The organism is Pseudonocardia adelaidensis, assembly GCF_039543345.1.
GTDB lineage: Bacteria > Actinomycetota > Actinomycetes > Mycobacteriales > Pseudonocardiaceae > Pseudonocardia > Pseudonocardia adelaidensis.
Window position 1 is genome coordinate 109352 of the sequence record NZ_BAABJO010000017.1, and the last position, 13946, is coordinate 123297.

General features: G+C 73.9%; 9 protein-coding genes. 4 read left to right on the forward strand and 5 right to left on the reverse strand.

Annotation, left to right across the window (positions count from 1 at the left end; all coding sequences use genetic code 11):
• Positions 1 to 152 precede the first annotated feature (152 nt).
• On the forward strand, positions 153 to 455 hold the full coding sequence (locus tag ABEA81_RS22775; RefSeq protein WP_345607313.1) for a hypothetical protein: 303 nt from the start codon (positions 153 to 155) through the stop codon (positions 453 to 455).
• A 189-nt stretch (positions 456 to 644) separates the two neighbouring features.
• Here the strand turns inward: ABEA81_RS22775 and ABEA81_RS22780 are convergent, their stop codons facing one another.
• Complete coding sequence (locus ABEA81_RS22780) at positions 645 to 2762, reverse strand: helicase-associated domain-containing protein (RefSeq protein ID WP_345607314.1); 2118 nt, start codon at positions 2760 to 2762, stop codon at positions 645 to 647.
• A 254-nt stretch (positions 2763 to 3016) separates the two neighbouring features.
• Between ABEA81_RS22780 and ABEA81_RS22785 the strand changes: the two genes are divergently transcribed.
• Positions 3017 to 4282, forward strand: a complete 1266-nt coding sequence (locus ABEA81_RS22785) for an aspartate kinase (protein WP_345607362.1) — start codon at positions 3017 to 3019, stop codon at positions 4280 to 4282.
• Positions 4283 to 4287: 5 nt separating this feature from the next.
• The gene (locus ABEA81_RS22790) at positions 4288 to 5406 is read left to right on the forward strand and encodes an aspartate-semialdehyde dehydrogenase (RefSeq protein ID WP_345607315.1); all 1119 of its coding nucleotides are present in this window, start codon (positions 4288 to 4290) and stop codon (positions 5404 to 5406) included.
• Between the two features lie 60 nt (positions 5407 to 5466).
• Here the strand turns inward: ABEA81_RS22790 and ABEA81_RS22795 are convergent, their stop codons facing one another.
• From ABEA81_RS22795 to ABEA81_RS22805, 3 genes are read right to left on the reverse strand one after another with little or no spacing between them, the layout of a single operon-like run.
• Positions 5467 to 6507 carry an endonuclease/exonuclease/phosphatase family protein gene (locus tag ABEA81_RS22795; protein WP_345607316.1) on the reverse strand — a complete coding sequence of 347 codons (1041 nt, stop codon included), beginning with the start codon at positions 6505 to 6507 and terminating at the stop codon, positions 5467 to 5469.
• A gap of 16 nt (positions 6508 to 6523) precedes the next feature.
• Positions 6524 to 7732 (reverse strand): MFS transporter, encoded by a 1209-nt coding sequence (locus tag ABEA81_RS22800; RefSeq protein ID WP_345607317.1) that lies wholly within the window; start codon positions 7730 to 7732, stop codon positions 6524 to 6526.
• Positions 7733 to 7785: 53 nt separating this feature from the next.
• Positions 7786 to 11874, reverse strand: coding sequence for an nSTAND1 domain-containing NTPase (locus ABEA81_RS22805; protein WP_345607318.1), 4089 nt, complete (start codon positions 11872 to 11874; stop codon positions 7786 to 7788).
• Positions 11875 to 12033: 159 nt separating this feature from the next.
• On the opposite strand from ABEA81_RS22805, the gene ABEA81_RS22810 reads away from it, so the two are divergent.
• Positions 12034 to 12948, forward strand: coding sequence for a hypothetical protein (locus ABEA81_RS22810; RefSeq protein ID WP_345607319.1), 915 nt, complete (start codon positions 12034 to 12036; stop codon positions 12946 to 12948).
• On the opposite strand, the gene ABEA81_RS22815 is transcribed toward ABEA81_RS22810, so the two are convergent.
• On the reverse strand, positions 12945 to 13946 hold the full coding sequence (locus ABEA81_RS22815) for a LacI family DNA-binding transcriptional regulator (protein ID WP_345607320.1): 1002 nt from the start codon (positions 13944 to 13946) through the stop codon (positions 12945 to 12947). The two genes, ABEA81_RS22810 and ABEA81_RS22815, sit on opposite strands and share 4 nt — an antisense overlap.

Sequence of the window (13946 nt, forward strand, 5' to 3'; positions counted from 1 at the left end):
CCCCGGGGTGGGGGCCTTCCGCAACCCACCCCGATCTGGCGTGCCCTGCCGGCACCCGAACCAGCGTCACCCGATCGGGGAATACCAGTCAGTAGCGCATGCCCCCGACGGCCGTGGGAGCATGGCGTACAACGAGCCCGGGGAGGTCTCCAGTGGCAGTGGGGAGCACGGCACGGCGGGGCATCGACGCCCTCGGCAACGTGCTGCGGATCGTCGGCATGCTCATCGTCACCGTGCTCGTGGTGCACATCGTGCTCACGCTGCTCGGCGCCAACCCGGAGAACGGGCTGACACAGCTGATCCGGGACGCGGCCGACACCTTCAACCTCGGCCTGAGCGATCTGTTCCTGCCCCAGGATCCGCGCCTGGCCGTGGTGCTGAACTACGGCACGGCGGCCCTGATCTGGTTCGTGATCACGACGATCGTGGTGCGCATCGTGCGGCGCATCCCCTAGGAGCGCCCTGAACAACTCGGGCCTACTGCGCGACGCCCAGGCGGCGCCCTCGCCGCGTTGGACGTCCGCACCGGTACAACAGCGGTATCGGCGCGAACGTCCGCCTTGCGATGACACCACCTGGACGCCGCTCGCTACGGCCGGAGTTGTTCAGGACCCTCCTGCGAGTGCACCAGCGGGACGTCCGGCTCACGCCGTGAGCCGGGCCGCGATCGCGGCCACGTCGGGCAAGGGGCCCGGCCACGGCGCTGCGGCCGGTACTGGCGCCCGGCGGGCCGGCGCGCGGGCGATGACGGTGGCACCGCTGCTGTCCTGCTCCACCGGCGAGTAGCCGGCCGACCGCAACGCGTCGAGGACATCGGCCACCGGGCGGTCGCTGACCAGGACGGTGTCGGTGAGCAGCCGCAGCCCCAGCGGGGCGAGCCCGCGCTGTGCAGCGAGCTCGGCGCCGAGGGGGGCGTCGGCCACCCGGACGCACGTGGCGACGGCGCAGACCTGGACCTGCCCGTGCTGGCGGGCGACGTCGCGGACGAGGTATTCGAGCGGCTGCGGGAGCGGGCGGTCGGCCGCGCCGGCGAGCGCGGCGAGGAGCCCGTCGGCGGTGTGGCCCGCGTCCAGCGCCCGCCGCACGCTCGCGGCCGTGAACCTCCAGACGGACGCGATGCCCCGGCGTTCGGGATCGGCGGAGGAGTCGAGCAGCCGGGTGAGCGGGGCCGCCGCGACGCCCGTGACGAGCGCGGTGAGGTCGGGCAGGAACGTGGCGGTGTCGGTGGGCGCCGGCAGCAGGCCGGCGAGGGCGTCGCGCAGGGCCCGCTCGGGCCGGTCGGTGCGAACGGCCGCGAGCAGGTCGTGCCCGAGCGGGGTGAGCGCCCCGGTGGCGACGAGGCCGAGCAGCTCGGCCTCGGCAAGGGTGGCGCCCAGCCGGTCGGCGTCGCCCGGCAGCTCGCGGTCGAACGGCGCGCGGTGGGCCAGCAGCTCGCGCAGGGTGCCGAGCTCGACGAGGCCCCTGGCCTCGCCGAGCGATGCCAGTGCGGCGAGGGCACCCGAGCGCATCCGGACGTGCTCCGGGTGGCCGTAGGCCCGCACGAGGGCGGGCGCGGGCCGGCCCGACTCGTCGACGCGCAGGCTGGGCACCATCGGCAGCCCCCACCACGCGAGCAGGAGCCGGGCGTAGGCGTCGGCCGGTTCGGCGGCCAGCCACTCGTCGACCGCGTCGGTGGGCATCGCGACTCCGACGGGCGGCTGGTAGCCCCGCCGGGACGTGGTCCGCCCATCGCCCTCGCGAGCGAGCGTGACGAGCCCGGCGGCGGCGGCGCACTCCAGCCCGAGCCGGACGGCCGTGACGTCGGAGCCGAGTTCCTTGGCCGCTCGGCGCAGCTCCCGGACCCCGACGCCGCCACCCTGCACCGTGGCGAGCGGGCTGTGGCCGAGCAGCGTGACCAGTGCCCGGACCGAGTGGAGCGCCACGAGGGCCGCGTGCTCGCCCGCCGCGCGCAGCTGAGCGGGTTCGACGGGCGCGGTGGCGAGGTGGGGCGGGTGGGCGTCGAACGGCGCCTGGTACTCCGGCCCCCGCACGGCCAGCGCGACCTCGCGCGGCATCTCGGCGATGCCCCACTCCGTGGGCACCACCCAGCCCTGCACGGCGAGCTCGTGGCCCACGCCGTGCGGCTCGCCGGGCTCGGGGAACCGGACGCCCGAGCGCCGCGGCCCGTGCCAGGCGAGCTGCCGCACCGCCGCGGCGACCCCGGTATCGGCCTCGGACAGCCGCGCCCGCAGGGCCTCCTGGTCGGTGAGGACGGCCACGACGGCGTCGATCCCCTTCCGGCCCAGCCCGTGGACGCCGTGGTGGGCTCCGACGCGGTCGAGCTGCTCGGGGGTGAGCCGGGCGTAGAGCGTGCGCGCCGAGCGGCCAAGGCCGAGCGGGTCGGGGCTGATCGCCCCCCAGCCGCCGACCTGCCGGACCCTTCCGTGCAGCGGCCACGCGAGCGCCATCGCGATGAGCTCGTCGATCGCGGCGTCCACCGCGGCCACACGTGCGGTGTCGGTGGCGCCGAGCAGTGCGTGCAGCTCGTGCCGCGCCGCGGTTCCGCCGAGTGCGAGCAGCGCCTCGGCGACCTGCAGCGCGGGCTTGGAGAGCTCCAGCAGCGCCCGGTGGACCGACGCCTGTGCCGACAGCCGGTCGGCCAGCATGGCGAGGTCCGTGGGGGCGGGATGGCGCAGCACGTCGGAGCGGGCGCGCAGGAGCGCCTCCAGCTCCACTGTGCTCAGCGTGGCGAGCCACGCATCCAGCCCGGCGGACCGCCTCATGAGCAGCAGGGTAAGCGGATTCACCGACTACATCCGCTGGTCGATCGACGGGCGAGTGCCTGCGGTCGTACGAGCGGCACGGGGGCGCCGGGGAGTTGTGGCGTAGCCCATTCCGATAAGCGCGATGCGGCTCGGCCGGTAGGGTGGGGTCCCGACCAGCACCGGGAGTGCACGTCACAGGCGTGCGGACACCCGCGGTGATGAGCCCGAAGGCCGTGGGCAGGAGCCTGCACGGCCAGGACAGGAGGTCGGCGGTGGCCCTCGTCGTGCAGAAGTACGGCGGATCGTCCGTACAGGACGCGGACCGCATCAAGAAGGTCGCCGAACGGATCGTCCGCACGCACAAAGAGGGCAACGACGTCGTGGTGGTGTGCTCCGCCATGGGCGACACCACCGACGAGCTGCTCGACCTCGCCGACCAGGTGTCACCTGCTCCGCCGCCGCGCGAGCTGGACATGTTGCTCACGGCGGGCGAGCGCATGTCCAACGCGCTCGTGGCGATGGCCATCCACTCCCTCGGGGTGCAGGCCCGCTCGTTCACCGGCTCGCAGGCCGGCATGGTCACCACGTCCAAGCACGGGGACGCCCGGATCGTGCAGGTCAACCCGCAGCGGTTGCGCGACGCACTCGACGAGGGCGCGATCGTGCTCGTCGCCGGGTTCCAGGGCGTGAGCCAGGACTCGAAGGACGTCACCACGCTCGGCCGGGGTGGCTCGGACACCACCGCGGTGGCGCTCGCCGCCGCGCTCGAGGCCGACGTCTGCGAGATCTACTCCGATGTGGACGGGATCTACACGGCGGATCCGCGGATCGTGCCCGACGCTCAGCGCCGCGAGACGATCACCTACGAGGAGATGCTCGAGATGGCCGCCTGCGGCGCCAAGATCCTGCATCTGCGCGCCGTGGAGTACGCCCGGCGCTACAACGTCCCGCTGCGGGTGCGCAGCTCGTACAACGACAAGCCGGGATCGCTCGTCACCGGCTCGATCGAGGAGATTCCCGTGGAAAAGGCGATTCTCACCGGGGTCGCGCACGACCGGTCCGAGGCCAAGATCACCGTGACGGACGTGCCGGACACCCCTGGCATGGCCGCCCGGATCTTCCGCACCGTCGCGGATGCCGAGATCAACATCGACATGGTGCTGCAGAACGTCGGCCGCACCTCGGCCAACCGCACCGACATCACGTTCACGCTCCCGCGGAGCGACGGTCCGCGGGCCGTCGCCGCCCTCTCGGCCGCGCAGCCGGAGATCGGGTTCGGTGAGGTGCTGCACGACGCCGAGGTCGGGAAGGTCTCGCTGGTCGGGGCCGGTATGCGTTCGCACCCGGGGGTGACCGCCACGTTCTGCGAGGCGCTCTCCAACGCCGGGATCAACATCGAGACCATGAACACTTCGGAGATCCGGATCTCCGTGCTCTGCCGGCCCGACCAGGTCGACACCGCGGTGAGCGCCCTGCACGCCGCGTTCGAGCTCGGCGGTGCCGAGCAGGCCGTTGTGCACGCCGGAACGGGACGGTGACACCGATGACCGACGAATTCGCCCATGAGCAGCACGGCCGCCACGAGCACGGGCGCCACGAGCGGGGCCCGGTGCTCGCGCTCGTCGGTGCTACCGGCGCCGTGGGCACCACCATGATCGAGATCATCGATGCTCGCCCGGACGTGCCGTGGTCGGACATCCGGCTCGTCGCGTCCCCCCGCTCGGCGGGCAAGGTGCTGCGGGTGCGCGGCGTGGACACCACCGTGCAGGCGCTCGCACCCGAGGTGTTCGACGGTGTGGACGTCGCGCTCTTCGACGTCCCCGACGAGGTCAGCGCGCAGTGGGCCCCGATCGCCGCCGAGCGCGGCGCGGTGGCCGTGGACAACTCGGGCGCCTTCCGGATGGACCCGGACGTACCGCTCGTGGTGCCGGAGGTGAACGCCGAGAAGGCCGCCGAGCGGCCGAAGGGGATCATCGCCAACCCCAACTGCACCACGCTGTCGATGATGGCCGCGATGGGCGCGCTGCACCGCGAGTTCGGCCTGGAGGCCCTGGTCGTGGCCTCCTACCAGGCGGCATCGGGCGCAGGCCAGGGCGGCATCGACCGGCTGTACGCGGAGCTGTCCGCCGTGGCCGGCCGGCAGGTCGGGGTGCAGGGCGGCGACGTCGCGGCGGCGCTGGCCGCGGCCGGCCTCGACGCGGCGGCCTCGCCGTTCCCGGCACCCCTCGCGCTCAACGTCGTCCCGTGGGCGGGGTCGCTCAAGGACGACGGCTGGTCTTCCGAGGAGCTCAAGGTCCGCAACGAGGCCCGCAAGATCCTCGGCATCCCGGATCTCAAGGTCTCCGCCACGTGCGTGCGCGTCCCGGTGGTCACCACGCACTCGCTCGCGGTGCACGCCATGTTCTCCCGCGAGGTGCCGGTGGAGGCAGCCCGCAAGGTGCTCGCCGAGCAGCCCTCGATCGTCCTGCGCGACGACGCCGCCGCGGGCGAGTTCCCCACGCCGGCCGAGGCCGTGGGCAGCGACCCCACCTGGGTCGGGCGGATCCGGCAGGCGCTGGACTTCCCCAACACGCTCGAGCTGTTCGTGTGCGGCGACAACCTGCGCAAGGGCGCCGCGCTGAACACCTACGAGATCGCGGAGACGGTGGCGATCAGCCTCTGACGGCATCCGACGACGGCGCGACGACGGCGCGCTCCCCGGCCGGGGAGCGCGCCGTTCCCGTCAGCCGGGTAGTCGGAGCGTGGTCAGGATGGCGCGGTGGTCGCTGCCGGCGATGTCGTGCACGTCGAACGTCTCGGCGTTGATGCCCTCGGTGGCGAAGACGTGGTCGATCTGCGGGCCGAAGTTCCGCAGGCGCGGGTTCGGCCCCCACGTGGGGATCAGGCCGGCGCCGCGCTGGGCCGCCGCGTCCTCGCAGCCCGCGGTGCCGGCGCGCAGCGCGGAGTGGTCGAGGGTGGCGTTGAAGTCGCCCGCCACCACCACCGGCGCGGCACCGGCACACCACTGGGAGAGCAACGCCAGGTCGTCGTTCCACCGGGGCACGGAACCGGGGACCGGCGCCACGGAGTGGAACACCACGAAGCGCAGCGTGTCGAGCTCGCCGCCTCGCACCTCGATGTAGGGGAACGCGGACGTCTCGTCGCCGATCCGCACCTCGACGTCCCCCAGCTGTTCCGAGAGGACGGCGGTGACCTCCTCGACGTCGTCGTCTTCGTCGTCGTCGGCGGAGACGTACAGCCGGTAGCCCAGCGGCTCCACCAGCGGGGCGAGCTTGCGGGCGAATCCGGGGCCGGACTCGCTGAGCGCCACCGCATCCGGCTGCTCCGCCTCGATCAGCGCGGCGAGCGCGTCGGCGTCGGCTTCGCCCTCGAAGGTGTTGAACGCCAGCACCCCGAAGGGGGATCCGTGCACCGGCTCGCTGTCCGCCAGCGCCCGGGGGAGCACCATGCTGCCGCCGATGAGCAGAACCGCCAGCCCGCCGGCGAGGAACGGCCACGCCCGGCGCTCGAAGATCAGTACCACGAGCAGCATCACCAGCAGCACGGCGACGCCGCAGAGGATCCACGGCCGGATCGACACGAGCTGCACGAACGGGCTGTGCCGGTCGAGCCCGAACAGCAGGTCCGGCACTGCCGGCAACGCCACGACCATCGTGAACACGCCCGCGGCCACGTACCGGAAGGTGCCGCTGCGGCGCCGGGCCTCGCGCGGCGGCGGGGCCGGCGGGAAGGCGGGGGTGAACCGGTCCGGGGGTGCGGTCATTGGGGTGAAGTCTTCCCTAGATCGGTTGAGAACCCGCTGAGGGGGTGGCGCACGCCTCCCCCCGCGTGCGGCCGAGCAGCCAGACCAGGACGGCGGCTCCGAGCCCGGTGCACCCGACGGTGAGAACGGCGACGGCGGGCGATGCGACGTCGACGAGGAGCCCGGCGAGCGGTGTGGCGACCGTGGCGCCGAGGGTGATGGCGGAGCCGTGCAGGCCCGTGACCAGCCCGCGCACGTGCTCCGGTGCCAGCGCGCTGACCGTCTCGGCACTTGCCGCCATCGACGGCGCGATCAGCAGCCCGACGGGGACGAGCAGCACGGCGTAGGACCACCACGACCCGGCCAGCGCGACCGGCAGGGCGGCCGCCCCGAGGCAGCCGACGAGCAGGGGGAGCGGACGGGAGCTCCGGGCGGCGCCGTACACGAACCCGCCCACGAGCGATGCCACGCACCACACCGCGTTGACGAGCGGGATCCAGGCGGCGTTCCCGCCGAGCTGCAGGCCAGCGATCATCGACAGCTCGGTGCCGAAGATGACGGTGACCCCCGCCGTGGTGGCCAGCAGCGCCCCGAGCAGGCGCAGGTCGAACCACTGCCGCACGGGCGGCGGTGGCCCGCTGCCTGCGCTGTCCGCCGCGCGGGTGGGCGGGTTCAGCAGCACGAGTGCCCCGCCCGCCACGAGCCAGCCCGCCCCGAGCACCCACATCGCAGCGGTGGAGGATGCCTGCAACGCCAGGAGCGCGCCGACCGCGGGCCCGACCATGTAGGACAGTTCGACCGACATCGAGTCGAGCGCGAACGCGGGACGCCTGCGCTCCTCCGGCACGAGCACGGCCAGCGACTGCCGGGTGACGGAGTAGACCGGCACGCCGAGCAGCCCGCCGAGCAGGGCGGACGCCAGCAGCGCCGGGTATGGCAGCAGGGGCGCGACGCCCCAGAACACCGCCTGGACCGACAGCGTGAGCGCCAGCATCGTGCGCAACCCGCGCCGGTCGACCAGCCTGCCGAGCAGCGGAGCGCCGATCGCCATGCCGACGGTGGCCGCAGCGCCGACCACCCCGGCGGCCGCGTAACCCTCGTCGAGGGTGAGCACCACGTGCAGCGTGAGCGTGATGGCCCCGGCGGACGCCGGCAGGCGCGCGAGGAACGCGACCGCGGTGACGGCGCCGACGCCGGGAAGGGCGAGGATGGCGCGGTAGGCGTTCAGGCCCGGGCCGGCGTCCACGTCACGTGCCCATGGTGCTCCGGGCGACCGGCGGAACTCGACGGGATTCCCGGTCAGCAGGGCGGCTCGATCACGCTCCCGGAGGGGAGGGCGGCACGTTCCACTTCCGTGAACGGGCGGTTGGAGAACGTGCAGAGGTGGTCGACCCACTGCTGGGCCGTGAGCGCCATCCGGAACGGGAGTGGCGCGCGGTACTGACCACCGGACCCGGGGATCTTCATCCACATCCCGTCGATCGCGCTCGCCTCGTCGTGGCCGTAGTTGAGGTGGACCGTCCCGTTGTTCTCTCCGGTTTCCACGTTCCAGAACGTGTGCACCAGGTCGTCGCCCTGGCTGTTGCCCGTCACGGCCCGCCCGTCGGCGGTGAACCCGATCGGCAGCTGGAAACCGGGTGCCGGCAACGGCTTGCCGACGAGCTCCAGACGGTCGAGATCCCACACCTCCTGGACGCCGACCTGGGTTGAGACGAGCAGCCGCCTGCCGTCGGCATCGGGGGCGAACCAGACCGGGAGCCTGCCGGCGAGGTGCGGCAACGCCGCGATCCGTTCTCCGAGCGCCACGTCCCACAGCTCGATGGTGCTGTCCTGCCCGAGGAGGATGACCTCGGTCGGATGGTCGCCGCCCCGTGCCGAGAAGACGACGGACTGCCGCCCCGCGAACCAGTCGCGCGCAGCCGGCGTCGTGGCGAGATCGATCGGGGTTCCGATCGGCGCGCCGGTCGCTCGATCCCAGGCGGCCAGCACGCCGTCGCCGAGGGTGAAGACGCGTCCGCCCGCGGCGGCGACCGCGACCGTTCGCACGGGCTCGCCCGGTCGCCGGGGCACCGGCGTGCGGAGCGTGGCTGCCAGCGAGGGCAGCTCGTACTCCGACAGCACCAACCCGTCCTGAGGGGTGCCGGCGAGGATGCTCAAGCGGTCCGCCACGGTGCTGGTGGCACTCGCAGGTGGGGCGATCGGATCCAGTCGACCGACCGGCGATGTCGTCGCCGGGTCGAAGGTGGCGGCGCCCTGCTGCGCATCGGTGGCGACCAGCGTGCGTCCGTCGTCGCTCAGCGTCAGGCGAGGTGGGGTCGCGCCCAGTGACGCGTACGGGTTGGGCTCGGCGCGCATCCGCAGGATCGACGTGCTACGGGGGATGAGGACCGTGCGGGTGCCGTCCGGACCCGGGAGGACGACCATCCGGCTGCCGATCTCGGATGACGCGGTGGGATCCGGCGGGACGGTCACCTCGAAGACGGTGCCGTCGTCGAGGTCGCTGATGCGGGCGACGTCGTAGTCACCGGGCGGGCCCATGCGCTCGGCGACGTAGGTGCCCTCACCCAGCGTCCCGCTCTGGCTGAAGCGGCCGCAGTCCGCGGCGACGAGCGGCACCCTTCGCAACTCCTCGCCGCCGATGAGATCGCGGACCACTGCGTGGGAACGACCGTTCGCGTCGATCTCGCAGGTCGCCACCCGGCCAGGGTCGAGGGGCAGGGACGCTCCCGGGAACGAGCCGAGCTCAGCGCCATCACCGAGCCGTCGCACGACGAGACGCGACTCGGGCCGGTCCGGATCGCCGGTTCGCAGGACGACGGATCCGCCGTCGGGTGTGAGCCCGAGGCCCGTGACGCCACGTTCGGGCACGGGCGTGCCGTCGTGCGGCGCGGCGCGGCCCGCGGCCGCGTCCCAGATTCGCAGGCGGTTGCCGCCGCTGCCGTCGGCCTCCAGCCAGCCGACGAGGTCGGCGGTGAGCGCGACGGCCTGCTCGATAGGGGCATCGCCCGCAGGGCTCGAGAGAACCTGTGGTCCGCCGCCGGTCGTGAGGTCCCACAGCAGCACCCGGTTCTGCCCTGCGACGGCAACGACCCGCCGGGCGTTCCCGCTGAGATTGACCGGACGGAGGTCCGGGGGCGCCCCGGGCAGCAGCTGGCGGTGGACCGGGCCGAGTGGCAGGCCGCTGAGCACGACGGGGGCGCTGTTCTCGATGAGCAACGCCGTGCGGCCGTCCCGGGACACGTTGAACGGGAGTATCGGCTCGGTCGCCACTCCGGCGAGCACGCCCTCGACGGACCGCATCGCCACGTACTCGTGCAGCAGGGACGTGCGCACCGAGGCGTTCTCCGGGTCGAGCCGCCATCCGGCGAGCGCGAGTTGGGTGGCGGCGACCGGGTCGTTGGGCGCGATCCGCAGCGACGTCTGGGCGATCAGCTCGGCGTTCGCGAGATCGAGCTGATCTCCGAGTGCGTTCCCACGGTCGATGGCCACGACCGCCAGGAAGCCGGCGGCGAGCGTGATCACCGCCAGCACCGCCGTGACGACCCGCCACCGCCGCACCTCGCGGCGCTGCCGTGTCCGGCTCTGCTGCACGAACTCGACGTCGGCGGCGGGTACGTCCGCCGCCCGGGCCGGCAGCCGGTCGAGCGCGGTGGCGAGCGCGGCGCCGCGCAGCAGGGCGCCGTCGTCGCGCCCGGCCTCCTCCCAGCGCTCACGCTGCAGGCCGACCTGGTCCCGCCAGGCGAGGAAGTCCCGGTCGTCGGTGAGCCAGTCGCGCAGCCGGGGCCAGTGCGCGATCAGGGCCTGGTGGGCGAGCTGGATGCGCTCCTGCCCGTCCGGGGCCCGTTCGACGACCACGAGCCGGCCCGCGGCGAGGCGCAGCACGAGCGGGCGCAGGTCGGCGGGCACCTCGTCCCAGCGCACCGGCCTGCGGACGAAATTGCCGTCGCGGTCCGGCCCGGCCAGCGCGGTGAACAGCCGGCGCAGGCGGTCCGCGTCGGCCGCGTCGAAGCCGGCGACCACGGCCTCGGCGTGCGTGGCGACCACCCCGGCGACCCCGCCCGCCTCCTCGTACGCGCGGAGCGTGAGGTACCCGCCCTCGCGCCGCGCCCACAGCTCGGTGAGCAGCGACTCCACCAGCGGCAGCCGGCCGGGCTCCGCCGCGGCGTCGTCGAGGATGCGGTCGACGAGCCCCGCCTCGAACGACAGCCCCGGCGCGCGCTCGGCCGGTGCCACGATCGCCTTGCGGAGCTGGCGACGGTCCATCGGCGGCAGCAGCACGGTGCCGGAGCCGAGCAGGCCCGCGAGCTCGGGCACGAGGATGTCGTCGAGCGTGGCCGACCGCAGGGTGAGCACGGCGTGCACGCCGTCGCTCTCGCGCACCAGCTCACCGATCCGTTCCAGCAGCTCCGTCGCGGCGTCCGGGTCGGTGGCGGCGAGCTCCTCGAACTGGTCGACGACGAGGACATGGCGCACATGCGGACGGGCGGGAACGACCTCGTCCACCAGCTCCGCGGCCGGGAGTCCCGGCAGCGGTCGCAGCTCGGTGACCTGCACGCCCTCCGCGCGCAGCCGGGGCAGCAGGCCGGCGCGCACCAGCGACGACTTGCCGGCGCCGGACGGTCCGGCGACCGCCACCAGCGGCCGGTGGCCGACGGCGTCGACGAGGCGGTCGATGTCGTCGTCGCGGCCGAAGAAGAAGCTCGCGTGCTCCTCGCCGAACGGCTCGAGGCCGCGGTACGGGCACGGCAGGAGCTCCGGGTCGACGCCGAGCACCAGGTCGATCGGGATGAGGTAGGCGGTGGTGGTGCCGCCGAGGTCGGTGGCCACCGTCATGCCCACGACCGCGCCCGACGTCTCGTCCCACACGGGCGAGCCACTGAAGCCCTCCACGATCGGCTGCTCGCCCGCGGTGCCCTGCATCTGGAACCACCGCGTGCCCTGCCGGCCGCGGAACCGGCCCGTGGCCCACACCCCGTCGGCCATCCCGGCGGGGAAACCCAGCACCCGGAACGGGTGGTCCCACAGCTGGTCGACGCGGCGCAGCGGGGGCATCCGCGCGCCTTCGGGGAGCGGATCCCGCAGGCGCAGGACGGCGATGTCGCCGGTGCCCACCGGGTCGATCGGGATCCACCGCGCGACCTCCGCGCTGACTCGCACAGGCTCGTCCGCACCGGCCTCGAACAGCAGGGGGAGGTCCAGCTCCACTCGCCCTGAGGGGGGTGTGGCGTCGTACGGGTCGCCGCGAACGCCCGCGGCGACGACGTGGGCGCACGTGGCCACCAGATCCGGCCCGATGACGAATCCCGCGCCGACCGGCTCGCCGGCCCCGTCGAGGATCCGCACGACGACGCGCGCCGGCACGGCCTGGTCCCGCTGTGTCGTCGTCACCTACCCCCCGATCATGACGGGCGGAGTGTAGCCGTGGCCGGTAGTGATCCACGTCACTTCGGGGCAACGCCCGGTCCGTCTGCCGGGTCCATCCGAATGCCGGCCGGTCCGGGGGGATGTGAGGGCCGGCCGGCGCCCCGCTCGACCAGGAGGGAACGGATGACGACCACGACCGTGCGGAAGGGCCGGGCCGCGCTCGCCGGCTGCATCGCGGGAATCGCGCTCCTCACGGCGTGCGGTGGCGGGGACGCCGGCGGGGGGAGCAGTCCGCTCGCCTCCCGGGCGCCGGCCGATGTCGCCCGCGAGGCGCCGGACATCACCCGCGCCGCCGGGACGTCCCGCTACGTCGCCGAGATGACCTACTCGACCACGGGTGGCCCGCTCGGAGACGAGACGTGGACGTCGAGCGGCACCGGCACCTACGACTACGCCCACCAGATCGGCGACGGCAGGTTCACCACCGACGACGCCCGGTTCCCCGTTCCGCCCCAGGAGACGGTGTTCCGCAACAACGTGCTGTACCAGCGGGACGTCGGGGCGAGCCGGTGGCAGAAGATCGACTTCTCGCAGCTGGTGAACACGCCGGTCGGCCAGCACGACCCCAGCGAGCAGCTGGACCTGCTGCGCGGGGTGTCCGAGGACGTGCGCGAGGCCGGCACCGCCGAGGTGCGGGGCGACGAGGTGACCCGGTACGCGATCACCATCGACCCCCAGCGGCTCGCCACCGCGAGCGGTGTCGTGGTCGACGGTGGCCTGGTCCAGGCCGCGCTGCAGGCGGCGGGCCCGATGCCCGGCCAGGTGTTCGTCGACTCCGACGGCCGCGTCCGGCGGCTGGAGGTGAGCATGGAGTCGAACGGCGCGGACCTCGCGGCGGCGCCGGAGATGAGCCGGATGCTCGGGGACAACCCCGAGCTCCAGAAGATGCTGCAGGACCGGCGGACCACCTCGCAGATCAGCGTCGAGTACTTCGACTTCGGGATCCCGGTGACGGCGCAGGAACCCGACCCGTCGCAGGTCGACAGCGGTCCCGCGATCCCCCGGGTGCCGGGCGTCCCCGATCTCCCCGGGAACTAGCGCGGCGCCGGACCGGTGGTGCCCCGGACCACCAGCTCCGTCGGCACGGTCACGGAGGGCAGCGGGCCATCCGGGTCGTGCAGCGCGGCGAGGATCATCTCGGCCGCCAGCACCCCCTGCGCGACGACCGGCTGGGCGACGGTCGTGAGATCGAGCAGCTCGGCCATCTCGTGGTCGTCGATCCCGATCACCGACAGGTCCTGCGGCACCCCGACGCCGGCGTGGCGGGCGGCCTGGACGGCGCCCATCGCCATCTCGTCGGACGCGGCGAAGAGCGCGGTCGGCGGGTCCGCCATCCGCAGCAGCCGGGTCGCCGCGGCGTGGCCCCCGCTCACCGTGAACCCGCCGACGGCTTCGAGCTCGGGGTGGCCGGGCAGACCGGCGGCCGCGAGCTCGGCGCGGTACCCCACCCGGCGTGCGCCGGGCATGGCCGTCTGCAGCGGGTCGTCGCCGCCGATGAACCCGATCCGCCGGTGGCCGAGGTCGAGCAGGTGGCGCACGGCACACCGCGCGGCGGCCTCGTCGTCGATGCGCACGCTCGCCCAGCCCGGGACCTTCGCGCCCACGATCGCCACCGGCCCGCCGAGCGCGGAGAGCGCGGCGACCTCCTCGGCGGTCGGGTGCAGGCCCAGCACCAGCACCGCGTCGACGCGCTTGCTCAGCAGCGTGCCGGAGAACGCGCGGCGCCGCTCCTGGGCGTCGGTGCCGAGGCTGTAGAGCAGCAGGTCGTAGCCCGCCTTGCGGAGCCGCTCCTCGGCGCTGTGCACGATCGCCGCGAAGTACCAGCGGTTGACGAACGGCGCGACCACGCCGACCGCGTTCGTCTGGCCGCTCGCGAGGCTCGCCGCGCTGGGCGACGCCACGTACCGCAGTTCGGCTGCGGCCGCGAGCACGCGCTGCCGGGTGGCCTCGGAGACCCGGGGCAACCCGTGCAGCGCGCGCGAGACCGTGGCGATGGAGACGCCCGCTGCCTCCGCGACGTCCCTGATCGTGCTCAC